This is a genomic window from Mariniluteicoccus endophyticus (genome assembly GCF_054780035.1).
Genome location: NZ_BAAGXC010000019.1, coordinates 20930 through 46655, shown reverse-complemented (window position 1 = coordinate 46655; position 25726 = coordinate 20930). Strand labels below are relative to the sequence as shown.

The window sequence follows — 25726 nt, the reverse complement described above, 5'->3', positions numbered from 1 at the left end:
AGCCGCTGTATGACAGTCCAGCCCGCACCTGCCCCGGCGCCGCAGATGGCGATCAGCTGCACCGATGTCCGTCTGCAGCGCGGCGACACGGTCGTGCTCGACGGCCTCGACCTCCGTGTCCAGGCCGGGCGCGTCCATGCGCTGCTCGGCCGCAACGGAGCCGGCAAGTCCACCACGTTCCGCCTCCTACTCGGACTGATGCAGCCCGACTCGGGAACGATTGATGTGCTCGGCCAGCCCCCGGCGTCCGGCACGAAGAACAGGGCCGCGCTGGAACGCATCGGCGCGAGCATCGACGGTCCCGCGATCTATCCGCACCTGAGTGCGTTCGACAACCTCCTCGTGCATGCCCGGCTCACCGGGGTCGGGCGTGCACGGATCGAGGAAGTGCTCGAGACCGTCGGGCTCGCGAGCACGGGCCGCAAACGTGCCCGCCACTTCTCGATGGGCATGAAAGCCCGGCTCGCGCTTGGCATCGCCATCCTCACCGAACCGGACGTGCTCATCCTCGATGAGCCTCAGAATGGTCTGGACCCGCAGGGCATCGTTGAGCTGCGTCAGCTGCTCCGCGACTACGCCGCCGATGGCCGGACGGTCCTGGTGAGCTCCCATCAGCTCGGCGAGATCGTGCAGCTCGCTGACGACATCTCCGTCCTCGCCGACGGCGTCTGCCGCTACGAAGGACCACTCGCCGACTTCGCTGCCCCAGGACGGTTGGAGGAGGAGTTCCTCAAGCTGACCATGCTCAGGGTCACACGGCAGGAGGCGGCATGAGGGGCGCGCTCACCTCTGCGATTCGGGCGGAAGCAGTCCGCACGAAGGGGTCAGCGGCGGCCGCGCTTCCCTGGGTCGGGATCATCCTCGCCGGCATCAGTGCTGCCGGCATCCTCATCACGCCCGAGAGCCAGGAACGCGCGGCGCTGCTGTGGCAAACCCTCTACGTCACCGGCATGGCAGCACCACTTATGACGCTCCTCGCCGGCCTTACCACCGCCCGCGAGACCACCGCCCGAGACGGCGGCACCCTCTGGAGAGCCACCAACCCGCGCACCATCATCGTCGCGCGATTCATCGTCCTGGCCGGGCTCTCCGCCCTCTTCCACGCGCTCGCGTTCTGGCTCGTCATCCCGATCTCCCTCGCCGCCGGAGCCCCGACCGACATCCCACGCCTCCTGTGGGCCGGTCTCGCTTGCTGGGTCGCGACACTCGGCCTCCTCGCGCTCGCGTTTGTGCTCACTGAACGGTGGGGCACGATCCCCGTGTTCCTCGCCGCTTGGGTCTGGCAGGTCATCGGCGCTCTCGCCGCCGAAACGACCAGCTGGTTCGCGATCCCTCCGACCTGGGCCGTCCGAGCGATGCTCCCGATCCTCGGAGCACACCAGAACGCCGAACCCCTCGCCGTCGGCGATCCGCTCGCCACCGAATCACCCGCCCTGGCGCTCACGCTCAGCGTCCTTCTGACCGCGCTCGTACTGGTTCTACGGGTGTTGCTGCCCGGCTCCCTTCGCATGGAACGAGGCACGGACAGTCGCCCGGTCGGGCGCCGCAGCACCCGGGAAAGCGCCGTCGGAGCGATCCGTGCCGTGATGCGTTCTCGCGCCGTCATGCCGCTGTGCGCTGCCGCGATCCTGCTCGCCGTCGCCACCGCCACGATCTACCCGAACTCATACCTGCTCGGGTTGCACACCTACGCGATGTTGCCCCTCGGGGCCTGCGTCATCGCCGTTCTCACCTGGCAAGCTCTCACCCCGGGATGGCGGGTGCTCATCCTGCGCAAGGTCACGGTTCCTACCGCCGTGCAGACCTGGCTGCTGCTCTGGGTCAGCATCGTGTCCGTAGCGGTGACCGCCACTGCTCTCGCCAACGCCGTACGACGAGGCCACGGCGACGCCGCATCCCTGCTCGCCATCACCCAATCCGGGGTGCTCTGGCTCATCCTCGGCATCGCCGGCACCCTCGGGGCGCTCTGGCTCACCGTCCGATTCGGTGCCGGATGGGCACTCGGCGCCGCGGTCATCCTGACCATCGTCGGAGTCACCCTCGGCGGCGACGTCCTCGCTGACACCTGGCTCTGGATCCTCGGCCCCACGGCCTGGCCGCTGTCCGCCGACACCCCGCAACGCTTCCTCATCGCAGCGTCGATCGCGACCGCACTCGCTGTCCTCGGCTGGTTCATGAGCAGGCAAGCCATGCGCAAAGCCCCTGCGAGAGCGGCGTAGCCGGTCAGCGACCTACTTCGAACGGCCGTGAGCTGTCCACCCCGGGAACAGGGTCAACAGGTCGCGCAGGAGCCCGTAGTTATGTGCCCGAATCGCTTGCCAGACCCTTCGGCATTGACTCGATGGGCACTAGCTGACTACCAAGTGCTGCTCGCCCGCACCCAGACTGTGCATCGCCCGGTCGGACCATCGGCATATGACTGCGTGAAGATCATCGTCGTCCGGGATGGCAGCGCGATCTTGTTCAGCGAGTTCGGGCAGCAGCCGGTCCGGCCAGGAGACGTGATCCTGCTCGGCCCGAACGTGCTGTGCGGGTCGGAACCAGAAGAACACATCACCGTCACCACGATCTACGCCGATACCGACTACGTGATCGATCAGGCGTTCTGGCAGCACGCCGGTATCCTGCACGACCGGCTCGATGCAAGGGGCTTCGCGGAGAAGGTCTACTCCGATCCAGCGCAGATCCTGCGCCTCGGGGAGCATCGGACGGGCATGATGATGGCGTGGCTGGATGAGATGGTCGTACTCAGCCTCGACGGGCAGTTCCAGCGCCGATTCCATCGGCTGCAAGCGCTCTGGTTCGCGATCATGGACGTGGTCACCCCCTATGTCCGCATTTCCCCCGTACGGTTGACGCCGTTGCAGCGAGCACGCTCACGTCCCGTGCTGCCCCGTACTCGACGGTTCGCGCCGCTGCGCCGTGAAGCGCTGCTCGCGCGCGAAGCACTCCACGAGCACATCGCGCATTCGTGGACGCTGCGTGAGCTGGCCGAATCGGTGCGGCTTTCCCCGCAGCAGCTCACGCGGGTGTTCGCCGACGCGTACGGCAAGACCCCGATCGCCTATCTCACGATGCTGCGCGTGCAGGAGATGGCCCGGCTACTGCGCGAGACTGACCTGCCCGTCGCTGCTGTTGGCCGGCGGGTCGGGTGGTTGAGCCGGTCGCGTGCGACGGAGGCGTTCATCGAGCATGTCGGGATCAGTCCGAGCCGCTATCGCGCCATGCGTCCCATCGGCACCGATCACCGGATGTGACAGACGCTCGTGCGGCGACGTCGCGACGGGTCGAGGCCGTCGAAGGATGCACGCGGCGTCTCGGTACTCGTCGGGTCGCTCATCGCGTACGGATCGACCTGCCGCGCCAGCATCGATCAGCGATCGGTTGCCTTGCGCAGTCCATCGGGGAGATGCTGCTGATCCTCCAATTGCGCCGCGAGGGCGTAGACCCGCTCGCTCAGATGCGCAACCCGCTCCCGCAACCGTCCACCCGCAATGCCTGGAACTCGGTGATGGGTGCATCCCTTCGCAATCCCTAGGGTTGCGTCACCTCGCTGACTCGGAAGAACCAATCGTCTCCGCGGCGCTCCGTCAGCGTTGAGCTGCTCCGCGAGCGTTCGGCACGGCTCGGCGATGCCGTAGTGCCCGTCGATCATCTCCTCGCCCTGCGGCGTGATCCCAGGAAGATCGGTCTCGTCAGGTTCCGGCAGCGCACAGGAGCGCAGATCGCCATCGATAGGCACTCGATGGCCCTGGTGCCGGCGAAACCCGTCCGCGATCGCGGAGCGCTCAGCGCGATCCAGTGACAGCACCGTCATGGGCCAGCCCCTGCCCCGTCCCTACGGTATGGGCTCACGCGATCAGGTGCGCTGATGACGACACTTGAACCCCGGCTGTCAACTTAAGTTGACGCGGCGAGCCTCGCTTGAAAGACGTGTGGCGGCTCAGGAGGGGGCTGATATCGGCCCCGGGCGACGGCAGTTGTGAGGCGCGACCTCCGGTGTCGGATGGCGTGCTCGCGGGACTTCTGACAGTCGTTCGGTATGGGCTGGGTCGGCTGGTCACTGGGTTGCGCGCCTGGCAGGTGTTCTCTCTGGTGTCGGGCTCTGATCGGTCTGGTGCCGGGTTCCACCGACCTGCCGCAGCCTTCATGCACGCCTCCTTCTCGCCCGCGATGGGCTGGCCCTCGGATCGGTTCGCTGTTCTCCGGATACGGCGGTCTCGATCTGGCCGTCGAGCACGCCACCGGCGGGCAGACGGTCTGGTTCTCCGAGTTCAACACCGCCGTCGCGGGCGTGTTCACCCACCACTGGCCGGATGCCCCGAACCTCGGCGACATCTCCACCATCGACCGGGCCACGGTGCCGCCGGTGGACATCCTCTGCGGCGGCTTCCCATGCCAGGACATCTCGACCGTCGGCAAGGGCGCGGCCTCGCACCGGGTACCCGCTCGGGGCTCCGGTCGTACATGGCGACCGCGATCGAGGCGTTGCAACCCCGGGTCGTGGTGATCGAGAACGTGCGCGGGCTGTTGTCTGCAACCGCCACCCGTCCCGCAACGAAAGGCCAACGTCATGACGACCGCAACCCCGACGACGCAACCTCCGACCCCGCGAGCGCCGCCCTCGGCTGCCTATCCCTGTGAGTGCTAGGCAACTGGGGGTTCTGGCTAGTCGTATCGGGGCTGAGCAGGGTGGATGTACGACCGGCTCGCAGGATGCGAGCGGTCCGAAGTCACCTGAGGAGGCTCCGCCGGATGGGAACGACCGTTCACCCTGCAACCGACACCGCGAGTACCGCGGCGACCGTGCCGCAGCGAGGGGCGAGGCTCGCGTTGTTCGCGCTCAGCGTGGGCGGGTTCGGGATCGGGCTGACCGAATTCATCATCGCGGGCCTGCTCACCGAAGTCGCGGGAGACCTCGGCGTGACCATCAGCCAGGCCGGGCACCTCGTCGGCGTCTACGCGCTCGCGGTCGTGCCCGGCGCGCTGGTCATCACGCCACTGCTGATGCGACGCCCGCCGAAGTACGCGCTGACGGTGCTGCTGGGGTTCTTTGTGGTCGGGAACGTGCTCTCGGCGTGGGCGCCGACCTATGAGGTGATGCTCGCGGGCCGGATCGTCAGCGCGCTCGCGCACGGCGGCTACTTCGGCATCGGCGCCGTGCTGGCCGCCTCCCTCGTGCCCGCCTCGAAGAAGGCGTCGGCCGTGGCGGCGCTGTTCGCTGGGCTGACGATCGCGAACGTGCTCGGCGTGCCCGCCGGCGCGCTCGTGGGCCAGCAGCTCGGCTGGCGGGCCGTGTTCTGGATCATCAGCGCCCTCGGTCTGATCGCTTTGGCCGGGCTCATCGCGTTGGTGCCGCGGACCGAGCCAGAACAGGACCAGCTGCCCGTCGCGCAGCAGTTCCGCGCACTGGCACGTCCACAAGTACTCGCCTCACTGCTCACCACGGCGCTGGTGTTCGGCGGCATGTTCGGCGTGTTCACCTACATCGAGCCACTGCTGCGCGAGGTCACCGGCTACTCCGCCGGCGCGATCCCGTGGCTGCTCGTGATCTTCGGCGCTGGCCTGTTCACAGGAAACATCCTCGGCGGCAGAGCCGCTGACAAGGACCCAGACAAGGCGGTGCTGATTTTGGCGATCCTCCTGCCGGTCGTGATCCTCGGCCTCGGCGCGATCGCCGGGATGACCGTCCCGGTCGCGATCGGGCTGTTCCTGCTCGGATTGGTCGGCTTCGCGACCGTCCCCGGACTCCAGGCGCGGGTGATGCGGCACGCCCAGGGCGCGGCCACGCTCGCCTCAGCGACGAACATCGCCGCGTTCAACCTCGGCAACACCATCGGCGTCAGCATCGCCGGAGCAGCGATCGCCGCCGGCTGGGGGTTGCGCAGCCCGACCATCACCGGCGCCGCACTCACCCTGATTGGCCTCGCACTGATCGTCACTGCCCGCATCGCCGCCAAGCGACCGAACGCGCCCGCCCACCAGACCTCGACTCTCTGAGAAGGAGACCACCCATGCATCTTGATCTCGACAGCCGCGTCGTCATCGTCACCGGCGCGACCAGCGGCATCGGCCTCGCCACCACTCACGAGCTCGCGAAGGAGAGCGCCACGGTGATCGCCGTCGCCCGCCGCGACCCCGGCAACGGCGTTCTGCCCGCCTCCGCCGATTTTGTCGCCGCCGACATCACCTCCCCGGAAGCCGCGGCACGACTCGTCGCCGAGACAGTGGAACGTTATGGCCAGGTAGACGGGCTGGTGAACAACGCCGCCCTGTTCGACACCCGCGACTCGTTCAGCGAGATAGAGGACGAGTTGTGGCGGTCGACGTTCGAACTCAACCTGTTCGCCGTCGCCCGCCTCACCCGCGCCGTGATCCCCGCGATGCGCGAAGCGGCCGGTGGGAGCATCGTGCATCTGGGCAGCGAGGCCGCCCGGATGCCCGACCCCACAATGGCCCCGTATGCGGCATCGAAAGCGGCGATCCTGTCGCTGTCGAAGTCGCTCGCTGCCGAGCTCGGTCCGGCCGGTATCCGCTCGAATGTCGTCTCGCCCGGCCCGACCCGCACGGCCCTATTCGACGCGCCGGGCGGGTTCGCTGACCAGCTCGCCGCCCGTTTCGGCACCGACCCCGATAGCGCGGTCGACCAGTTCATCCGGGAGGAGCGCCGCCTGCCCATCGGCAGGATCGGCCGCCCGGAGGACGTCGCCGGCGTGATCGCATACCTCCTCTCACCACGGGCCGGACAGGTCACCGGGGCGGAGTGGTCGGTCGACGGCGGCGCACTCCGCCAGATCTGACAGGGACGCTCATGACGACGATCACAGCTCCTGAGACAACCCTCGGCCGCACTACGGCGACAGATGGGACCGAGGTGCCGCTGCTCGTGCACCGACCCGCGCTTCCGCGCGGCTGGCTTGTATGGGCGCACGGTGGCTCCTGGCAGCACGGCTCCGCTCGCCAGTGGGCGCCGATCACCGCACGGCTCACGGCGCAATCAGGGTGGGGTGTGGTCTCTGTGGATTACCGGCTCGCGCCCGCGCACCGGTTCCCGGCCGCCATCCTCGACGCGCTCGCCGCACTCGACTGGGCTGAGACCAGAACCCAGGACTTGCCGGTCGTGGTGGGCGGCGACAGCGCCGGCGGCACCATCGCCGCACTCGCTGCTCTCGCCCGGCGCGATGCCGGCGAGCGGGTGCCGCCGCAGGTCCTGGCGTACCCGCCGCTCGACCCGAGCTGCACCCGACCCTCCTACCGTGCTGAGCCCGGTGCCTTCCCGAACCCGTCGGAGCTGAGGGCCGCATGGCGGGCCTGGCTGGGTGCCGAAGCTCCCGATCCGGTGTTCCTGCCGACGCCGCTCGCAGCATCGACTCTGGCGGGGCTCGCCCCGGTCACGCTGGTGGTCGGTGAGGACGATCCGGCGCGCGACGACGTGACCGCCTACGCCGAACAGCTCCGAGCCGACACCGTGCCGACCGCGCTGCACCTGCTGCCGCACGTGGGGCACGCCGACCTCCTGAACCCGGCCGGCTCCGTACTCCCGGCGGTTGTCGCCGCGCTGAACAACCCACCAAAGCGGCTCCGATCCGTGGCGCCCGCTGCGGACCACCCCAGAAACCCGGAAGGACCCCTGTCATGACCACGAACCCCGCCCCCGCGCCGCTGGAGGCGCTCACCCGACACTTCGTCGATCTGCGCGACGGTGACCACTTCGGCCACGTCACCCGCGCGGGCAAAGAATCCGCCTTCGCTGAAGCCGTCCAGTTCCTCGATGTCCCGGCACGGCAGGTGCTGGCCGAGTTCAACGAGCACCTGCTCGACGGCACCGGGAAGATCGACGCGACCGGCCTGCACCGCGATCAGCACGGCGGTCTCCTCGCGTCCTGGCTGCTGACGTGGGCCGAGCAGCGGGCCGCGAACCTCGCCCCGATCAGCCTGATCGCGACCTACGGGGCGGGGTTCCACCACCCGCACCTGCGCGGCGCCACCCTCGGCGAGTGGCCGCTGAACGTCGCCGAACCCGCCCATGCCGAGGAGCTGGTGCCGGTGCTGCGGACCATCGCGGCCGGCGACATCCACAACCTCGTGTTCCAGGTCGGTGGGAACGTGCGCCTCATCCCGGCCATGTACCCCGCCGAGACGGAGAGGCAGCCGGCATGAGGCTGTCGATCCTCGACCAAGTCCCGCTCACCGACCACACCCCGACCCGCACCGAGGCCGTCGCCTGCGGACTGCGCCTGGCCCAAGAAGCCGAAGCGCTCGGCTATCACCGCATCTGGTTCGCCGAACACCACCACTCTCGTTCGTTCGCGAGCCCCGCCCCGGAGATGATGGCCGCCCTCGCACTCGAACGCACGCGCACCATCCGGGTCGGTACCGGCGGCATCCTGCTCCCGCTGTATCCGCCACAGAAGGTCATCGAGGTGATGAGCCTGCTCGCCCACGCGCACGGCGACCGCGTCGATACCGGCGTCGGCCGGGCCGCGCTGGACGATCCGGACTATGGGGAGAAGATCGCCGCGCTCGTCCGCGAACTCGGTGACCTGCACCCGCCGGTGCCGGGTGAGCCGGAGGGTCGGGTGTGGGTGCTCGGCGCGGGCGGCTCGGCCGCGCCATTGGCAGGCGGTCTCGGTGCAGGGTATGCGCACGGGCACTTCTTCGTCCCTCGCGGTGGTGAGGCCGCCACCGCCGCCTACCGTGACGCTGCGACAGCGGCAGGGCACCGGCCGCACACGGTGCTCGCCGTCCGCGCGATCACCGCCGAGACCGCCGACCGCGCTCAACAGCTGGCGGACGCGATGCTGCTGTGGCGTGCACGCAAAGACCTCGGCCACGACGGGCCGATCCCGTCGGCCGAGACCACGCGGTCGTATCAGTGGAGCGTTGCCGAGCGCACCCGCGCCACGGCACGCTCAAAGGCGATCATCACCGGCACCCCCGACCAGGTGAGTGAGACCATCGCTCATCTCGCACACACGCATCACGCCGATGAGGTCATCATCAACACGCTCACCAGTGACCCCGACGATCGGCACACCTCCTACCGGCTGCTCGCCGAACACCTCACCGACTGACACACCGCCGGGCCACGCGATCAGGGAAGAGCAGCAGAACATCACTGCGGAGCGCTCCTTGCCGTCTGCTCACCGCGATGACGGCAGGTCCGGGTCAGGTGGCCGAAGTGAGCAGCCGCAGCGCGGCGAAGGAAGTGCTGCCGGGCTCGGCCGTGTGGGTGAGGATGCGCTGCCCGTTGCCCTCGGGCAGATGCAGCACCTCATAGCCCAGGGTCAGGTCACCGACCTCGGGATGACGGAACCGCTTCGCGCCACTGGTGCACAACCGCACATCGTGGCCCGCCCACAGGCAAGCGAACTCCGGACTGCGCATCGACAGCTCACCGACCAGCTCGGCAAGACGGCGGTCGTCGGCGAACTGCGCCGCCACATACCGCAGCGACGCCACGGCCAGCGCGGCTTCGTCCGTCCAGTCCACGTACAGGTCACGCGTGTGCTCGTCCAGGAACAGCAGCTTGAGCTGGTTCGGACGATCCTCGACCCGGCTCGGCGCATCGCAGTCCAGGTGCCCGGCCAGCAGCAGGTGACCGGCGCGGTTCCAGGCGAGGATGTCGTTGAAACGGCCCAGCAGCACCGCGGGGACGTCGCCCATGGAGTGCAGCAGCTGTTCGGCTCCGGGCTTGGCGACCTCCGGCTGGGAGGCGCGGGGCCGCTTCGCCGGTGCAGGATGCGCCAACGCGTACAGGTGCGCCCGCTCGTCGGCATCGAGCTGCAGGGCACGGGCGAGAGCATCGATGATCGCATCAGAAGCGTTCTGCGACTGCCCCTGCTCCAGCCGCGTCAGATACGTCACCGACACCCCGGCCAGCTGCGCCAGCTCCTCACGGCGCAGCCCCGGCACCCGGCGACGACCATAGGAGTTCACGCCCACCTCGTCAGGGGTGATCCGGTCGCGGCGCGAGCGCAAGAACTCGCCCAGCTCGGTGACCGGGCCCTCGGTGTCCACAGACTGTGCTGCCATGCCATTCATTGTCGCGCACTCGTGCGAGCGGAGCCTGACCCTGTCAGTGCTAGGCACGCGCAGGCCACGCAAACCGGGGATCTGGCTACTCCATTCACGCCATCGGAATCTGGGTTGCATGAGCACAACAGAGACAACACCCTCACCCCCCAGTCCCACCTCAACAAGCGCTCCAGCTGAACGGTTCACCCCGGCACAGAAGATCGCGATGGCGGTCCTGCTGACGGCGAACTTCACCCTCGCCGTGGACTTCTCCATCCTCAACGTCGCCCTCCCACACATCGGACACGAACTCGGGTTCGCCACCGGCGCGCTGCAATGGATCGTCACCGCCTTCGCACTCTGCGCGGCCGGGTTCACCCTCTTCTTCGGCCGCGTCGCCGACCTGTTCGGCCGCAAGCGCCTGTTCCTCATCGGCATCGTGCTGCTGGGCATCTCCTCCCTCGCCGGCGGGCTCGCCGCCGACCCCGCCCTGCTGCTGACCGCCCGCGTCGGGCAGGGCATCGCCACCGCGATGGTCACCCCCGCCGCGCTGTCGCTGATGACCGCGATGTTCCCCGAAGGCCCCGCCCGCTCCCGCGCCCTCGGCCTCAACGGTGCGCTCATGGCCGCCGGGTTCACCGCCGGAGCCGTGCTCGGCGGCGTCCTCACCGGCACCGTCTCCTGGCGGTGGGCGTTCTTCATCAACGTCGTCGTCGCCGTAGCGGTCATCCTCATCGCCCCGTTCGTGCTCCGCGAACCCGCCACCGACGGCCGCCGCCCGCGTCTGGACGTGCCCGGCGCGATCCTCATCACCCTCGCCCTGGTCGCCCTCGTATTCGGCATCGACACCGCCGGGCACAACGGCTGGACCCACCCCGGCACCTGGGGACCGCTCGTGGCCGCGATCATCCTGTTCGTCGTGTTCCTCGCCGTCGAGTCCCGCGTCACCGAACCCCTCATCGCCCCCGCCCTCTTGAAGCGCCGCAACATCGCCTGGGGCAACCTCGCCGGACTCCTCGCGTTCGCGACCGAGACGTCGCTGGTGTTCCTGCTGACCCTGTACCTGCAGGAGATCCTCGGCTACACCGCCGTCACCGCCGGCCTCATCCTCGGCGTCCTCGGCATCGGCACCGTCATCGGCGGCCTCATCGCCCCGAAGATCATCGGCAAGACAAACTCCAAGGCCGCGATCATCATCGGGTTCATCATCCAGGCCGCCGCGACCCTGCCGCTCGCATTCGTGTCGGACAGCCGCGGCTGGCTGATCCCGCTGCTGATCGTCACCTTCATCGGCGGCGTCGCCAACCTCGTCGCGATCGTCGGCTACACCGTCACCTCCACCGCCGGCGTCCCCGCCGACCAGCAGGGACTGGCCACCGGCCTGGTCACGATGAGCCAGCAGGTCGGCATCGCCCTGGGCACCCCGCTGATGTCCGCGATCGCCGTCAGCGTCACCGCCGCGACCCTGCTGCCCGGCCTCCAGCTCGCGATCGGAGTCAACGCCGCCATGGCAGTCGCTGCGGCACTGCTGGTCACGCTGTTCCTGAAACTGCCGCGCGCGAACGCCGGGCAGTGACATCCAACCGGGGTGCGCCATGGACCCGGCAACCGCTGCTCGCGGCGCACCCCGGAAAGCGACGGCATACCGTTCACCCCGTCGCTACTCGCCGATCATCGCCAGCACCCGCACGATCCACGGGCCCGTCGGTCCCGTCGCGTACGACTGCGTCAAGCTCATCCTCGTGCGCGACGGGTCGGCGATCCTGTTCAGTGAGTTCGGCGAACGCCCGATCAATGTCGGCGATGTCGTGCTGCTGGCCGCGAACGTGCTGTGCGGGTCAGAGCCCGAAGGACACATCACGGTTTCCACGATCTACGCCGACTCCGACTACGTGCTCGATCAGCTGTTCTGGCAGCACGCTGATCTGCTGTGTGACCGGCTCGACACCCAGGCCCTGGCCGACACGATCTACACCGAACCAGCTCAGATACTTCGGCTCGGTGACGACCGCGCCGGGATGCTCATGCCATGGGTGGACGAGCTGGTCGCCCTCACCACGGATGGGATCGCTCGGGATCGGTTCCACCGGGCTCAGGCGTTGTGGTTCTCGATCATCGACCAGGTGTCGCCGTTCATCGAGGTATCGCCCCATCGGATCGCCCCGAACCAGCGTGCCCAGGTCCGGCCCACCTTGCCGCGGGATCGCCGGTTCGCACCGTTACGGGCCGAGGCTCGTCAGGTCGAGGCGCTGCTGCGCGGTGATGTCGCGCATGACTGGAACCTGGCGGAGCTGGCCGGCACCGTTCATCTGTCGTCCAAGCAACTCGGCCGGGTGTTTGTGGAGGCGTTCGGAAAGACACCGTTGGCGTATCTGACGATGCTGCGCGTCCAGGAGATGAGCCGCCAACTACGCGAGCCGGAGGTCTCGATCGCGGAGGCCGGTCGCCGGGTCGGGTGGCGCTCCCGGAACCGGGCGACGGAGGCGTTTCGCGAGCATGCGGGGATCACTCCGGCCCGGTATCGACAGATGCAGCGGATGCCCGTGAACGGGACATCTGGGCCCGCGTAAAAGACATCATCATCGGGGGCTTCGCCCGCGGGCTCGGCGGGGCTGCTATCCGGTTGTTCTACGTCAGGCGCACACGATGTTCCTGATGGTCAACCTACTGACCGTTTTGTTCGCTGACCGTCTCGACACTCCGGGTTCTCCTGGCGCACCTCGCAGGTGCAGGACCGACCGCCATCGTGGTGGCCGGTCCCGCCGGGAGGAGGCCGGATCATGGCGACGAGGGAGGAAGCCCGACAGGCTCGGGAGGCGAAGCTCGACGAGCTGCACGAGCGGCTGACCGGTGCGGTCGAGCAACTCGTCACGGGTGACGATTGGGCGGCAGCGCTCAGGTTCGCGGCCCGGTTTCGGTCGCGGTCGTTCAACAACACGCTGCTGATCTGGGTGCAGCACGCCGCTGCGTTCGCCGAGGGTCGGGTGCCCGAGCCGTTCCCGACCTATGTTGCCGGGTACAAGCAGTGGCAGCAGCTCGGCCGCCAGGTCGAGAAGGGCCAGGGCGGGTATCAGATCCTCGCCCCAGTGACGGGCCGGTTCGCCTCATCGCACTCGGAGGACCCGGAGTCGTGGCGGCGCCTGAACCGGGGCGAGAAACCGAAACCGGGCGAGGTCGTCCGCACCCGCATGGTCGGTGTCCGTCCCGCTTACGTCTGGGACGCCTCCCAGACCAGCGGTGATCCGATCCCGGAACCACCCTCGCCGACCCTCTTGGAGGGTGAGGCACCGGCCGGCCTGTGGGAGGGTCTGGCGTCGCAGGTGCGGGTGGCGGGGTTCGAGCTGCTGGTGGTGCCGCATGAGGGCATGATCCATGGCGCGAACGGCATGACCGACTTCGACGCGAAGCAGGTCGCCGTGCGGGAGAACATGGACCCGGCCGCGCGGGTGAAGACCCTCGCGCACGAGCTCGCGCATGTGCTGATGCACGACCCGGATGCCAAGGATGCGCGGGCCCATCGTGGGATCGGTGAGGTCGAGGCTGAATCGGTCGCGCTGATGGTCGGTGCTGCGCATGGAATGGACACCAGCGAGTACACGATCCCGTACGTGTCGAGCTGGGCGGCCCGCGTCGACGGGAAGGAGCCGGTCGAGATCGTGCAGGCCACCGGAGAACGCGTCCGCAAGACCGCGGCCGGGATTCTCGATCAGCTCGACACGGTCCAGGTGGGCGACGGCACCCCACCCGGACTCGACAAGGACGCGCCAGTACGTGAGACCAAGCGACCAGCACCCGTGCAGGATGCACCGTCGCGGAGCACGTCGGCACCTGCGCGGGAACCGGAGCGGGCCGCGGTCGCGGTGGGGCGGGGGCTGTGATGGCCGGGCAGACGGCGTTCACGGCCGTCCTCGGCGGGATGAATCAGCGGTGGCCGCTTCCGGAGGCGGCGCGAGCGTTCGCGGCTGCGGGGGTGCCGGTGTTCCCATGCGCTCCGGGTGGGAAGCATCCACTGATCCGTGACGGGCAGGGGTTCCGTGACGCCACCACCGACCTCGCTCAGGTCGAGGCGTGGTGGTCGCGGGCGCCGGAGGCGAACATCGGCATCCCGACCGGTGCTGTCTCCGGGGTGGTGGTCATCGATGTCGATGTGCACGGCCCCGTCAACGGGTACGAGCGGTTCGCTCGCGCCGACCGCGCCGGCCTCGTGGACGGGTGGGAGGTTCTGGCGAGGTCGCCGTCGGCCGGCATGCACGCCTACTACCCAGCGTCTGACGGTGTGGAGCAGCGGTCGTGGCAGGCGGCCCGGGCGGGGATCGACTTCCGCGGCGACGGCGGCTACATCATCGCCCCACCTTCCCGCCGCATCATCGACGGCCACCCGGTGCCGTACGTGGTGGAGACCTTCGCGACGAGTCCGGGCAGTCCGGTGGATGCGGCCCGGTTGCGGGACTTCCTCGATCCCCGACCAGAGCCGGCCAGTCGCCCTGCGCGGAGCGTTGCGGGGTCGGGGGCGGAGATGTCGCGGTTGGCGGCGTGGGTGTCCCGGCGGCAGGAGGGCGAACGCAACCACGGGCTGTTCTGGGCGGCGTGCAAGCTCGCCGAGCACCAGGTCGTCCCGTCCGATGCGCTCGACGTGCTCACCGCCGCTGCCGGGCATGCCGGGTTGAGCGAACGCGAAGCAGTGACCACGATCCGCTCCGCCTATCGGACCGTGCACGGTGGTTCCCGAGGCAGCCCAACGTCGGCCGCATCCTCGCCGTCGCGGTTCGCAGCGCCGGAGGCGGCGGCGTCGTGGGTTCGGGTGCGGGGGCTGTGATGGTCGGCCAGGCGCGGTGGGGGTGGGCGGTCGTCTCGGCGGCGACCGGCACGATCGGGATCGCGGCCGGCGCGTTTTGGTTGTCCTTCATCGCCCTGGCCGACCTCGCCGCCCGCTCCGGGATCACGGTCGGGCAGGCGTGGGTGTGGCCGTTGCTGGTCGACGGGCTGATCGTCGTCGCGACCGTCGCAGTCGTCGCCCTCGACCGCAAGCCGGCGGCGTGGTATCCGTGGGCGCTGCTGATCGCCGGCGCCCTGGTGTCGGTGACCGCGAACGCCGCCCACGCCCTCGTCACCGCCGACTCCACGATCCCTGCTGTGCTCGCCGCGATCGTCGCCGCGGTCCCGCCGCTGGTGCTGCTCGCCTCCACCCACCTCACCGTCGTCCTGATCCGCTCCACAGCCCCTGCACCCGCGACCTCGATGCGCCGGGAGATCGCGGCAGAGCCTCCGGAGGTAATGGCCCTCGCCGCGGTGACATCACCGTCAGACCTGTCGAGCGCTACCGAGCTGGCCACTGACGAGACCCCGAGTCCGGAAGTCCCGGAAACGGCCGTCCCGTCGACCGAAGCCGCGGCTGTATGGGCCGTTCACGCCGATATTCCCACCGCGCCGGACCCGCCCGACCAGCCGGACGGCTCTGGGCCGTCACTTCCCGGGGCGGGGCGGCGAGAACGTGCTCTGGCGTTGCGAGAGGCCGGGTGGTCGAACAAGAAGATCGCCGCCGACATCGGTGTGCACGCCTCCACGGTCGGGCGCTGGTTCGCACGCCTGCCCGACACCACGACGACACCGCCACCGGAGGGCGACCTCCTCCCGGCGGCGGTCTCCTCTACGTCTGCGGCCAACCCGGCCGGAGCGATCACGGAAGGAACACCATCATGAACACCGACCACAGCCACCACCAGGACCCCGTGCCCGACGGTCACGCCGACGCGGCGGCCGCAGAGGTACCGGACGCACGCACGAGTGCGGGCGAGCCGGTGGTGCCGCAGGCAGTCCAGGCTGCCGACATCCACCGCACCGATGACGCCGAAGCGCTGGCCGAGGGCGGCATGGCGGCGCGAGCGCGGGGTGTGGATTGGGTGCGCCCGTCCGATCTGCTGGCACGCGGGACAGGACGGGTGGCCCGGTCCGCGATCGACTTCCAGGCACACCTGGCCGAGCAGACCCGTACCGGCCTCCGTGCCGGGGCGTCGCGGCTTGGCGAGCGGGCGCGGCGGCTGCCGCCGGTGACAGCGTTCGGGCGCGGCCCGGCCGGGAGGTCGGGGGCCGAGCGCGATGCGGTCGGGATGAGCTGATGGCGGTGCATGAGCATGTCCACCATCACGGCCCCGCTGTCGTGGGAGACCGAGCGCACCTGCCCCGCAGGAGGTGCCCTCACCATGACATCCACCCAGAACACCAACGATCCACACCCGCACTCGACGGCACCGGCACAGCCGACTGAGTCGACGTCCGGGGCCTGGGCGGCGGAGGATTTCACGACCAGTGCCGGGCTGCGCGCCCTGCTGAACCGACTGCACGCCGCCGGTGCCGGCGCCTGGGAACGTGATCCGGTCGCGCAGGAGTTGATGCGGTACGCCGCCGACAAGTACGCCGCCCTGGCCCGCAAGCATCATCTGGACCCGTGGGAGGCGGCATCGGCGGCGTTCGATGTGATGCGCACCCCGTCCGCGCGGCGGGCGAACGATCCGTGGGCGGTAGTGACGCGGGCGGTGCAGATCACCTGCATCGCCGAAGACCGCGCCCAGGGCCTGCTCTGCTCGGTGCACCAAGCCCGGCGCCCGCACGTGTCGGTCTTCCACGACGCCGAACGATTCTCCGACCGGGAGAACCCGCTCACCGACTACCACCCGGCCTTCCAGATCCCCGCCACCGACCCTGAACTTGACCACGCGGGTGTGGCGGAGGTGCCAGCCGCTTCGACGTCGGCGACCGTCGCGGTCGATGAGACGGTTCGGCTGTTCGTGCTGCTCGGCTGGGCGGAGCCGGTGGCGCGGCAGAGCATCGAGCACGTCTGCGGCGTGCTCGCCCGGACGGGGGCGCGGCATACGACGTTCGAGAACCTGCGCCGCGACACGTACGCCCGCCACCTCCTCGACCTGCCCAAGACCTCGTGGTCTGGGCTGTTGAAGGTCCTGCTCGGCAACCCGCACCCCGCCGCTACGGGCACGAGCGCGGGCCGGGGCGTCCTACTGCGGCTGATGATCGGAGAAACCCTGGAACTGCTCCTGCGCGACGACGACCTCGTGCTCACCATCGCCCTCGCAGCCCCATCTCGGGTGCGGGAATGAGCAGGGCGGTGAGTGGTCATGAGCGTGGAGATGGAACGCACCGTCGACTCTATCCAGGTCGGGCCCCGGCACCGCACCGAGATCGGCGACCTCGACGACCTGGTGGCCTCGATTCGCGACCGCGGCCTGCTGCAGCCGATCACCGTCACCCCGACCGGGGTGCTCGTGTGCGGTGCACGCCGCCTCGCCGCGATCAAACAGCTCGGCTGGCGGACCGTGAACGTGTGGGTGCGGCCCGGGATCTCCACCCAGCTGGAGCATGTGCTGGCCGAGCACGACGACCACACCCTCGCCAAGCCCCTCACCCAGCTCGAAGCCGCCACCCTCTACCGCGAACTCAAGCAGCTTCTCGCCGAGGACGCGAAGCAGCGTGAGACCGCGACCCGATTCAGCGCCGAGAATCAGCCCGGAACTGACGGGGGTGGAAAATTTCCACCCCCGTCAGACGGTTCAGATCCGGGGCCAGTCGGGAAGACGCGGGAGCAGGCCGCCGGGATGATCCCGGGAGCGGCGTCGTACAAGACGCTGGACAAGATCGGCTACCTCCAACATCACGCCGCCGACGAGTCCTTGCCCGCCGGCGTGCGCGAACGGCTCGACACCGAGCTTCAGGCGATTGAGGAGGGCGGGCCCGTGCAGCCCGCCTACGAACGCGCCCGCGCGCTGATCGACCAGCACCACGCCGACCGCGACGCGCACCTGGATGACCTCGCCCGGGCCGCTCTGGCCCGAGCACAGCAGGCCAAGTCAAAGAACAAGAAGAAGACCCCAACCCTGCCGAGCACACCGCTTGAGGGGGTGTGGCCGACGCGACGGTTCGTGCTCATCTGGGATGAACTCGACTCCTGGTGGACCCACTACGACGCCGACATCCTCGCCGCAGAGCTCACCCCGGAACAGGTCACCGCATTCCTCACCGTCGTCGACGGCAGCGTCGCGTTTGCCGACCAGCTCCGTGCCGCCCTCGAAACCCCCGACACCGACACCGGCGCCGGTGGTGGCGGGGTGGCCGATGACGGGGCCGGGGTGCGGCACCTGCGCGCCCTCTGACCACCGGCCGCTCTACTGCTGGGGGCGGTTGGGTGCACCTGGCGGGTATGAAGACTTCACGTGCTCCCTCGCCGCGCCGCCGCCTGATCGTCGTCATCGCCGTCGGCGTCGTGTTCCTGCTGCTGGCCGGGGTCGGCATCTACGGCCTGGTCACCGGCCCCCACACCGACCCGACACCGAGCCCCGGCGAGGCCGGAGCCACCGCGACCGCACCGCCGGATGGCGGCACGTCACCGGTCCGGATTCCGCCGGTGCCGCACAGTAGCGATCCGGAGGAGTTCGCTCGCGGGTTCTCCGAAGCGCTGTTCGCCTGGGACACCAGCTCGGGGTTTATGCCGCTGGACTACACGACCGTGCTCCTGGATGCCGGCGACCCGACCGGGATAGAGCAGGCCGGCCTCGCTGCGGACATCGCCCTGTATTTGCCGACCCGAGAGGCCTGGACCGGGCTGCGAGAGTACGGCACGACCCAGCACCTCACGATCGACACCGCGACCGTGCCCGACGCCTGGGATGACGCCGTCGCGCAGGCACGGCCGGGCCAGCTCGCCCCCGGGACGACCGCGTACACGATCGACGGCACCCGGCACCGCGACGGCATCTGGAACGACGAACCCGTCACCAGCGACCATGAGGTCGCGTTCACGATCTTCCTCCGCTGCCCACCCGACCCCACACCCAGCCCCAGCGGAAAGCCGGGCACGACTGCGGGTGATGAGCGACCGGCGGGGTGTCATGTGCTGCGGCTGTCGCAGCTGGATAACCCGCTGCGGTAGCCGGCCGGTGTTCCGATGATGAAGAAACTCGCGGTTGCGGCGATCCTGCTCCTGCTGCTCGGCCCCACGATCGGCCTCGTCGCGGTGGGGCTGCTGATGAATCCTGCCGCCACGACCTCCTGCACGGTCGACGGCGGTTTCACGGTCGGGGATGTTCCCGACTCGTTGACGGTGACCACCCGTGACGGGGAGGCGTTCACGCTGAACAAGCAGCAGCTCACCCATGCCGCGACGATCATCGAGATCGGCTCCGGGATCGACGGGGTGAACCGGGACGGCCTGCACATCGCACTCATGGCTGCACTGACCGAGTCCACGCTGCAGCAGCTCGCGAACACCAGCACCTACCCCGAATCCGGCGACTACCCGAACGACGGCGACGGCTCAGATCACGACAGTCTGGGGTTGTTCCAGATGCGGCCGCAGTCCGGGTGGGGCACCGTCGAAGAGCTCATGGACCCGGAGTTCCAGGTGCGGGCGTTCTTCGGTGGCCCGGACGGCCCGAACTACCCGTCCCCGCGGGGACTGCTCGACATCCCCGGCTGGGAACAGCTCGGCCACGGCGAGGCCGCGCAGGCCGTCGAAGTGTCCGACTTTCCCGACCGGTACGACAACTACGCACCCGTCGCGACCACCATCCTCGACGCCCTCACCACCAGCAGTGGGAGTGGTGCCGTTCCGGTGCTCAACGCAGCGGCGCCGACAGGGTCGTCGCGGGTGGTGTTCCCGCTGCCGGAGGGCACCTGGGTGAAGACCAGCGACTTCGGGCCGCGGGTGCACCCGATCACCGGCGACCCCGAAGGGTTCCACACAGGCCTCGACCTCGCCGCCCCGGACGGCACCCCGATCCTCGCCGCGGGCGACGGCACCGTCACCGTCGCCGAGTTCTCCGGCGGCTACGGCGGACTCATCGTCATCAAACACCACCTCGACGGGCAGACCGTCGCGACCGCGTACGGGCACATGTGGGAGCACGGCATCCACGTGCAGCCCGGCGACACCGTGACCGCCGGGCAGCACATCGGCGACGTCGGCTCCTCGGGCATGTCCACCGGCGCGCATCTGCACTTCGAGGTCCGCCCCGGCGGCACCAACAACGAAGCCATCGACCCGGCGAAGTGGCTCAACGACCACGACGCCGCTGACCTCCCCGAAGCCGACACCGGCCCACCCGAGAACTGCACCACCGCCGCGCCCGGTGGCGCGCCGGACCCCTTCGACGACAGCAACCCTGACCGGCTCGTCGACGACCCCACCAGCGACGGGCAGATCACCGCCCGCACCCTCCACCTCTACCGGCAGGCCACTGCCGCGTTCCCCGATACCGGCTGGGCCTGCTACTCACCCCGCCCCGGATCGAAGTCCGAGCACCCGTTGGGGCGGGCTTGCGACATCACCTTCGGCAACCAGATCGGGCAACGCCCGAACCCCGCACAGCTGGCCGCGGGGCAGCAGACCGTGGACTGGATGCAGGAACACGCCCAGCTCCTCGGCGTCGAGTACCTGATCTGGCAAGGCGAAATCTGGTCCCTCACCCGCAACGACGAAGGCTGGCGGCCCTACAACGGCGGAGGCATGCACGACCCCGGCGATGTGACCGGAGGACACTACGACCACCTCCACGTCACCGTGAAAACAGGGACCGCCTGATGGACGTGTTCCCCGACTTCGGCGGCCTCGGCGGCATCGGCGACCTGAAACAGGTCATCGGCGCGGCACTCATGATCGTGCTCATCATCGCCGTGCTGATGATGATCGTCTCCGCGATCATCTGGGCCATTGCCACCTCCACCGGCAACTACTCCGCCGCCGGAAAAGGCCGCGCCGGCGTCCTCATCGCCCTCGGCGCCGCAATCCTCGCCGGCGCCGGCGTCGCCTGGGTGAACTGGCTCATCAGCCTCGGCGGCCAGCTCTAGACGGGTTCTGACTCCGGCTCGAAGTCGTCGCCACGGTCGATGGTGCACTGATCGAGGATGCGTGCCAGGTAGCTGTAGGCGGCGAGGCGTTCCATCGCCTCTTGCTCGCTCAGTTCGGCCCGCGTGTGGGTGGTCACGTTGCGGACCGTGAGGTTCAAGCCGGTCGCAAGCCCATTGAGTGCTTTCGCCAGAGGCTCCAGTCCGCCCCGCATGCTTCGAACCGTCTTGTCGCCGTCCTCACCGGGCCAGCGAAGCTTCGGCTTCCCTGGTTCCGCCTGCCCTGGCGAGAGCGTCTGCTGCCAGAAGACACTGTCGTCGACGTTGTTGCGGCCCAGTTTCTGCTTCCAGTGGATCGTCAACCCTTCTGCGGCTTCACGCACCGCGACGCGGTACTGATGCGTCGTCCAATGCGCCGCGGCGCCGGCCCAGACGACCTGATGGAACTGTGCGGGAGCGAACTTCGGCAGGTCGGAGTCACTGGCGGAGGCCGCGTCGATGATCATCGCGTCGAGGCGGCCCTTGACGTTCGCCGTGGTCATGCGGACATCGCGCGGTGCGAGCGGTGCTTTTGGTGCCGACATGAACGACCAGTTCGAGATCGGGTCAATCATCCCGAGCCCGGCGACAGCGATGTAGGCCCCGGTGACGGCAACGGCCCGCGCAGCCAGGCCAGCCGCCTCAGCGACATCGAGTTCAAGACGACGAACAGCATCGGCGTCCTGTCCTTCCTTGGCCCACACCGTCGGAAAGAGCCCGCGGGACTCCATGTGGCTCGACTCGACCTGAGTCGCCATCCACGCCTCGAACGCGGCCTCGAACCGCTCCACCGCGTCCCGGAGCCGTGAGAGGTAGTCCTCGCTGTACTCGTTGCTCAACCCGTCTCCTTACCGCCTAGATCCCGACGCCGTCAGCGTATCGGCGGCCACGGACATCCCACGGGCATCGGTGTGCACCTGGCCAGCAGAACCATCCTTCCGCCCGCGTTTTGAGGAGTTTTGCTGTGATCGACATCGACCCTAATGGCACCGGTCTTCCCGGTATCGAACAGCTGCGCACGATCGTGGGCGCGGTGATGACCGTCGGCCTGATCCTGGCCGTGCTCGCCCTGATCGTCTCGGCGATCGTGTGGGCGTACGGCTCGAACTCCTCCAACCCGCACCTGTCGGGCCGCGGGAAGCTCGGCGTGCTGATCTCCTGCGGTGCCGCGGTGATCTGCGGTGCCGCGGTGACGCTGGTGAACTTCTTCTGGAACGTCGGCCAGGCCGTCTGACCCGTCTCTCTTCTCGTGCCTTCGGAAGGGAGGTGGTCGTGATGGGCGTGTGCGACATCCCCGTCATCTCAACGGTCTGCGACACCGCCGGTGAAGCCGCCGCCAGCCTGATCTCGGCGCCGTTCGACTGGCTCGCCCAGGCCCTCGGCGGGGCGGCCGGCTGGCTGATCGAGACCATGTGGACCGTGTTCGACTCGACCACCCTGGTCGATCTCACCGGCGACGGCTATGTGTCGGTCTACAACCTCGTGTTCGGCATCGCGGTGTTCGTCACGCTGTTGTTCTTCTGCTTCCAGCTCATCCTCGGCCTCATCCGCCGCGACCCCGGAGCCCTCACCCGGGCCGCCCTCGGCACCGGCAAAGCGATCCTCGGCTCGTTCGTGGTGATCACGTTGACGACGCTCGCGCTCGAGATCGTCGACCAGCTGTGCATCGGGATCGTGCAAGCCGCGGGCGAGACCACCGAGACGATGGGCGACAAGATCGCCCTGCTCGCCGCTGGCCTGGCCGGGATCAACATCAGTGCCCCCGGCGTCGGCGCGATCATCAGCATCTTCCTGGCCGGGCTGATGATCGCCGCGGTCGCGATCGTCTGGTTCTCGCTGCTGATCCGGAAGGCGTTGATCCTGATCGTGGTGATCCTCGCCCCGCTGGCGTTCTCCGGGTCCGCGTGGGACATCTCCCGGTCATGGGTCGGGAAGTGGGCGGCGTTCCTGCTCGCGCTGATCGTGTCCAAGCTGGTGCTGGTGCTGGTGTTCCTCATCGCGATCACGCAGATGGCGACCCCGATCGAGGCCGACCTGCAGGCGGTGACCGAGCCGATCACCGGGATCGTGATGCTCGCGATCGCCGCGTTCGCCCCCTACATGGTGTACCGGCTGATCTCGTTCCTCGGGTTCGACATCTACAACCAGATGGGCACCGAACAAGACGCCAAACAGGCCATGAACCGGCCCGTCCCGATGCCCTCGAAACCACAAGGCGGGCAGCCGAAGAAGGTCCTCGACGGCAACGGCGAGGACGGCCCTCACGGCGGCGGGAGCGGTGGCGCCGGTGGCGGACCGCCGCCACCACCACCCGGCGGAGGCGCTACCCCTGCCGCAGGTACCGGCGCAGGTGCAGGCGCGGGTGCTGGTAGCGCTGCCGCGGTGGGCCCGGCAGCGGCGGTGGTGCTGGGTGCGGAGGTCGTGAAGGAAGCCGCGACCGCAGGCCCCGAAGCCGGGGCCGAGATCGGCGGGCAGGCCGAAGCCGCCGCCGACGGCGCAAACCAGAACACACCCACCAGCGACGGAACAGGGCAGACCCCGCCGCCGGCGACACCCACCCCGAACGCACCCTCCGCGCCGAACCCGCCCCCACCCGGCAGACCGGTCAACGAGACCCCGACTACGGGAAGAAGTGAACCGACGTGAGCACCGAAACCAGCAGGAGCGCAGGCGAAGTGGCGCCGGTGAAATTCTCCCGGCTCTCCCGCCGCGGCATCATCCTCGGCCTGTCCACCACCCAACTGATCACCCTCGGCATCGGCATCCTCACCCTGGTCGGCGCGTTCTACGCCGGCGGCGGGATGCTCATCGCCTACACCGCCCCCGTCTGGGTGCTCTCCGCCGCGCTCACCTGGATTCCCGTAGCGGGCCGTCCGATCGTGGAATGGGTCCCGGTCGTGGCGTGGTGGGGGTGGCGGGCCACCGGCGGGCAGCTGCTGTACCGGCGGCGGATCGTCGCCCCACGCCCCGCCGGCACCCTCGCCCTACCCGGCGACATGGCCCGACTGCGCGAATACACCGACCCCGAGACCGGGGCAGGCATGATCCACGACCCCCACCACGCCACTCTCACCGTGATCTGCGAAGTCAGTCATCCGGCGTTCGTGCTCCTCGACCCCGGAGAGCAGGAACGCCGCGTCACCTCCTGGGGACGAGTGCTGGCGACAGTGTGCCGGTCGGGCCGGATCGCGACCCTCCAAGTCCTCGAACGCACCCTCCCAGACTCCGGCACAGGACTCGCGGAATGGTGGGCCGAACACGGCACCGCCGACGACTCGTGGGCGGCGACCACCTACGCCGAACTCATCGACCGGGCCGGGCCGGCCGGGGAACGCCACGCCACCACCATCTCCCTGTCGCTGGACATGAAGGCCGCGGCCCGGCAGATCCGCACCGCCGGCGGACACCTGCGCGGCGCATCCGCCGTGCTCCGGCAAGAGATGGGCACCCTCACCGCCGCCCTCCGCGCCGCCGACCTCGCCCCGTCCGGGTGGCTCACCCCAGGAAAGATCGCCGTCATCCTCCGCTCCGCGTATGACCCGGCGATCGCGCCCACCCTGGAACGCCACGGCGAACTCGGCCAGTCACTCGCCACCGCAGGACCGGTCGCGGTCACCGAGACCTGGTCCGGGTTGCGCACCGACACCGGCCATCACGCGGTGCTGTGGATCAGTGAATGGCCCCGCTCGATGGTGTATCCCGGGTTCCTCGCCCCGGTCCTGCTCTCCACCGGCATCCAGCGTGCGTTCTCGCTGCTCTACACGCCGTTGCGGACCGATCAGGCGGTGCGCGACATCCGCAAGAAGAAGGTCGAGCACATCTCGGATGCGGCGCAGCGACGCAAGATCGGGCAGATCGAAGATGCCTCCCAGACCGCCGAATACACCGACGTCCTCCAACAGGAAGCCGACCTCACGTCCGGCCACGGCCTCCTGCGCGTCACCGGCCTCATCTCCATCAGCGCACCCACCATCGAGGAGCTGGATGCGGCAGTGTCGCAGATCGAGCAGGCCGCGATCCAAGCCTCCTGCGAGACCCGCCGCCTCGTCGGCCAGCAAGCCGCCGCCTTCACGGCCGCCGCACTGCCGCTATGCCGACGTGTCTGATTCTGTTCCGGCTTCTTGGAGGCGCCGAGAGAAGTGGGCATCGTTCGGTGCAATGTCGGGACGAATCCAGTGCAGAACTTGGTATGTGTTGTTGACGAGCATGAAGCCGTCGGCTGCCATCGCGCTCGCGGAGAACACGACCTGATCGTCACCAAGAGCATCGAGCAGCTCGGCATTGTCGTCGCCGTGGACGAGGTCGCCATAGAGGAACTTCCGGGCGATCTCGTTGTCCCACGCATCGACCCGAGGACCATCGACTGCGGGGTCGCTTGGACCCTGCATGATGCGCATCCGGCGCGCCGGATAGCTCGTCCAGAATCCTCGGAGCTCCTCGAGCTTCTGGCGAATATCCGCCCGCTCACTCGGGCAGAAGAACTCCAGCGCCGTGAGCACCGTGACCCACGCGAGCCGGTCGCCCTTCTTGGTCAGCGTCAGAGGCCGGATCAACGTGAGCGCATAGGCCACTTGTTCCTTGGGCGCGATCACCTGACGGAAGTCGCGAAATCCCGATGAGCCTGTTCGCTTGTCCACCACGAAGTTCATGTGGAACTGCTGACCAAGCTTGAGCGCGTCCTCCCGTTGGGCCAGCTCGCAGCCGAAGATGTCCTCGGCACGCCGCTTGAATAGGCGCAGAGTCTGATGATGCTTCTCGGCAACAGGGTCTTCGCTCACATGGTCAACGCTAGATGGGACAGCTGACAAACGACGTGGAT

General features: G+C 68.9%; 28 protein-coding genes. 24 read left to right on the top strand and 4 right to left on the bottom strand.

Going from position 1 to position 25726, the window contains the following annotated elements; genetic code table 11:
• Positions 1 to 9: 9 nt before the first annotated feature.
• From ACYVGD_RS09160 to ACYVGD_RS09150, 3 genes are all read left to right on the top strand, one after another.
• Positions 10 to 774: an ATP-binding cassette domain-containing protein gene (locus tag ACYVGD_RS09160; RefSeq protein ID WP_460743037.1), complete on the top strand. Its 765-nt coding sequence runs from the start codon at positions 10 to 12 to the stop codon at positions 772 to 774.
• Complete coding sequence (locus ACYVGD_RS09155; protein ID WP_460743036.1) at positions 771 to 2219, top strand: ABC-2 family transporter permease; 1449 nt, start codon at positions 771 to 773, stop codon at positions 2217 to 2219. The genes ACYVGD_RS09160 and ACYVGD_RS09155 overlap by 4 nt, the downstream gene beginning before the upstream one ends.
• Positions 2220 to 2423: 204 nt before the next feature.
• On the top strand, positions 2424 to 3257 hold the full coding sequence (locus ACYVGD_RS09150; protein ID WP_460743035.1) for a helix-turn-helix domain-containing protein: 834 nt from the start codon (positions 2424 to 2426) through the stop codon (positions 3255 to 3257).
• Positions 3258 to 3373: 116 nt separating this feature from the next.
• Here the strand turns inward: ACYVGD_RS09150 and ACYVGD_RS09145 are convergent, their stop codons facing one another.
• Positions 3374 to 3817, bottom strand: coding sequence for a hypothetical protein (locus ACYVGD_RS09145; RefSeq protein WP_460743033.1), 444 nt, complete (start codon positions 3815 to 3817; stop codon positions 3374 to 3376).
• 225 nt (positions 3818 to 4042) lie between these two features.
• Between ACYVGD_RS09145 and ACYVGD_RS09140 the strand changes: the two genes are divergently transcribed.
• From ACYVGD_RS09140 to ACYVGD_RS09110, 7 genes are all read left to right on the top strand, one after another.
• On the top strand, positions 4043 to 4510 hold the full coding sequence (locus ACYVGD_RS09140; protein WP_460743032.1) for a DNA cytosine methyltransferase: 468 nt from the start codon (positions 4043 to 4045) through the stop codon (positions 4508 to 4510).
• Positions 4468 to 4644, top strand: a complete 177-nt coding sequence (locus ACYVGD_RS09135; protein ID WP_460743070.1) for a hypothetical protein — start codon at positions 4468 to 4470, stop codon at positions 4642 to 4644. The genes ACYVGD_RS09140 and ACYVGD_RS09135 overlap by 43 nt, the downstream gene beginning before the upstream one ends.
• Positions 4645 to 4755: 111 nt before the next feature.
• Positions 4756 to 6000 (top strand): MFS transporter, encoded by a 1245-nt coding sequence (locus ACYVGD_RS09130; protein ID WP_460743031.1) that lies wholly within the window; start codon positions 4756 to 4758, stop codon positions 5998 to 6000.
• Between the two features lie 14 nt (positions 6001 to 6014).
• A complete protein-coding gene (locus ACYVGD_RS09125) occupies positions 6015 to 6800 on the top strand; it encodes an SDR family NAD(P)-dependent oxidoreductase (protein WP_460743030.1) in 786 nt (261 codons plus the stop codon).
• 11 nt (positions 6801 to 6811) lie between these two features.
• Complete coding sequence (locus ACYVGD_RS09120) at positions 6812 to 7639, top strand: alpha/beta hydrolase fold domain-containing protein (RefSeq protein WP_460743029.1); 828 nt, start codon at positions 6812 to 6814, stop codon at positions 7637 to 7639.
• Positions 7636 to 8160, top strand: a complete 525-nt coding sequence (locus tag ACYVGD_RS09115; protein WP_460743028.1) for a hypothetical protein — start codon at positions 7636 to 7638, stop codon at positions 8158 to 8160. The genes ACYVGD_RS09120 and ACYVGD_RS09115 overlap by 4 nt, the downstream gene beginning before the upstream one ends.
• Positions 8157 to 9074: an LLM class flavin-dependent oxidoreductase gene (locus ACYVGD_RS09110; protein ID WP_460743027.1), complete on the top strand. Its 918-nt coding sequence runs from the start codon at positions 8157 to 8159 to the stop codon at positions 9072 to 9074. The genes ACYVGD_RS09115 and ACYVGD_RS09110 overlap by 4 nt, the downstream gene beginning before the upstream one ends.
• A gap of 94 nt (positions 9075 to 9168) precedes the next feature.
• Here ACYVGD_RS09110 and ACYVGD_RS09105 read toward each other — a convergent pair whose 3' ends face one another.
• On the bottom strand, positions 9169 to 10020 hold the full coding sequence (locus tag ACYVGD_RS09105) for a helix-turn-helix transcriptional regulator (RefSeq protein ID WP_460743025.1): 852 nt from the start codon (positions 10018 to 10020) through the stop codon (positions 9169 to 9171).
• 223 nt (positions 10021 to 10243) lie between these two features.
• On the opposite strand from ACYVGD_RS09105, the gene ACYVGD_RS09100 reads away from it, so the two are divergent.
• The 11 genes from ACYVGD_RS09100 (at position 10244) to ACYVGD_RS09050 (ending at position 20871) form a co-directional block, all read left to right on the top strand.
• Positions 10244 to 11593, top strand: coding sequence for an MFS transporter (locus tag ACYVGD_RS09100; RefSeq protein WP_460743024.1), 1350 nt, complete (start codon positions 10244 to 10246; stop codon positions 11591 to 11593).
• A 19-nt stretch (positions 11594 to 11612) separates the two neighbouring features.
• Positions 11613 to 12587, top strand: a complete 975-nt coding sequence (locus ACYVGD_RS09095; protein WP_460743023.1) for a helix-turn-helix transcriptional regulator — start codon at positions 11613 to 11615, stop codon at positions 12585 to 12587.
• A 210-nt stretch (positions 12588 to 12797) separates the two neighbouring features.
• Complete coding sequence (locus tag ACYVGD_RS09090; RefSeq protein WP_460743021.1) at positions 12798 to 13895, top strand: ArdC-like ssDNA-binding domain-containing protein; 1098 nt, start codon at positions 12798 to 12800, stop codon at positions 13893 to 13895.
• Positions 13895 to 14833 (top strand): bifunctional DNA primase/polymerase, encoded by a 939-nt coding sequence (locus ACYVGD_RS09085; RefSeq protein ID WP_460743020.1) that lies wholly within the window; start codon positions 13895 to 13897, stop codon positions 14831 to 14833. The genes ACYVGD_RS09090 and ACYVGD_RS09085 overlap by 1 nt, the downstream gene beginning before the upstream one ends.
• Complete coding sequence (locus ACYVGD_RS09080; protein WP_460743019.1) at positions 14833 to 15717, top strand: DUF2637 domain-containing protein; 885 nt, start codon at positions 14833 to 14835, stop codon at positions 15715 to 15717. The genes ACYVGD_RS09085 and ACYVGD_RS09080 overlap by 1 nt, the downstream gene beginning before the upstream one ends.
• Positions 15714 to 16133 carry a hypothetical protein gene (locus tag ACYVGD_RS09075; protein ID WP_460743017.1) on the top strand — a complete coding sequence of 140 codons (420 nt, stop codon included), beginning with the start codon at positions 15714 to 15716 and terminating at the stop codon, positions 16131 to 16133. Before ACYVGD_RS09080 ends, ACYVGD_RS09075 begins: the two co-directional genes overlap by 4 nt.
• A 9-nt stretch (positions 16134 to 16142) precedes the next feature.
• A complete protein-coding gene (locus ACYVGD_RS09070) occupies positions 16143 to 17129 on the top strand; it encodes a hypothetical protein (RefSeq protein ID WP_460743016.1) in 987 nt (328 codons plus the stop codon).
• 30 nt (positions 17130 to 17159) lie between these two features.
• A complete protein-coding gene (locus ACYVGD_RS09065; protein WP_460743014.1) occupies positions 17160 to 18179 on the top strand; it encodes a ParB N-terminal domain-containing protein in 1020 nt (339 codons plus the stop codon).
• 47 nt (positions 18180 to 18226) lie between these two features.
• Positions 18227 to 18955 (top strand): hypothetical protein, encoded by a 729-nt coding sequence (locus tag ACYVGD_RS09060; protein WP_460743013.1) that lies wholly within the window; start codon positions 18227 to 18229, stop codon positions 18953 to 18955.
• A gap of 15 nt (positions 18956 to 18970) precedes the next feature.
• Positions 18971 to 20605 carry a M23 family metallopeptidase gene (locus tag ACYVGD_RS09055; protein ID WP_460743012.1) on the top strand — a complete coding sequence of 545 codons (1635 nt, stop codon included), beginning with the start codon at positions 18971 to 18973 and terminating at the stop codon, positions 20603 to 20605.
• On the top strand, positions 20605 to 20871 hold the full coding sequence (locus ACYVGD_RS09050; protein ID WP_460743011.1) for a DUF6112 family protein: 267 nt from the start codon (positions 20605 to 20607) through the stop codon (positions 20869 to 20871). Before ACYVGD_RS09055 ends, ACYVGD_RS09050 begins: the two co-directional genes overlap by 1 nt.
• Here the strand turns inward: ACYVGD_RS09050 and ACYVGD_RS09045 are convergent.
• Positions 20868 to 21746 (bottom strand): TIGR02391 family protein, encoded by an 879-nt coding sequence (locus ACYVGD_RS09045; RefSeq protein ID WP_460743010.1) that lies wholly within the window; start codon positions 21744 to 21746, stop codon positions 20868 to 20870. The two genes, ACYVGD_RS09050 and ACYVGD_RS09045, sit on opposite strands and share 4 nt — an antisense overlap.
• Before the next feature lie 125 nt (positions 21747 to 21871).
• Here ACYVGD_RS09045 and ACYVGD_RS09040 point away from each other — a divergent pair, with 125 nt between their 5' ends.
• The 3 genes from ACYVGD_RS09040 to ACYVGD_RS09030 are packed head-to-tail and all read left to right on the top strand — an operon-like array spanning position 21872 to position 25013.
• Positions 21872 to 22141 carry a DUF6112 family protein gene (locus tag ACYVGD_RS09040; protein ID WP_070638186.1) on the top strand — a complete coding sequence of 90 codons (270 nt, stop codon included), beginning with the start codon at positions 21872 to 21874 and terminating at the stop codon, positions 22139 to 22141.
• A gap of 41 nt (positions 22142 to 22182) precedes the next feature.
• Entirely contained in the window at positions 22183 to 23553 is a 1371-nt protein-coding gene (locus ACYVGD_RS09035) for a conjugal transfer protein TrbL (RefSeq protein WP_460743068.1), read from the top strand.
• Positions 23550 to 25013, top strand: a complete 1464-nt coding sequence (locus tag ACYVGD_RS09030; RefSeq protein ID WP_460743009.1) for a PrgI family protein — start codon at positions 23550 to 23552, stop codon at positions 25011 to 25013. Before ACYVGD_RS09035 ends, ACYVGD_RS09030 begins: the two co-directional genes overlap by 4 nt.
• Here ACYVGD_RS09030 and ACYVGD_RS09025 read toward each other — a convergent pair.
• The gene (locus tag ACYVGD_RS09025; RefSeq protein WP_460743008.1) at positions 24996 to 25685 is read right to left on the bottom strand and encodes a hypothetical protein; all 690 of its coding nucleotides are present in this window, start codon (positions 25683 to 25685) and stop codon (positions 24996 to 24998) included. The two genes, ACYVGD_RS09030 and ACYVGD_RS09025, sit on opposite strands and share 18 nt — an antisense overlap.
• Between the last annotated feature and the right edge of the window lie 41 nt (positions 25686 to 25726).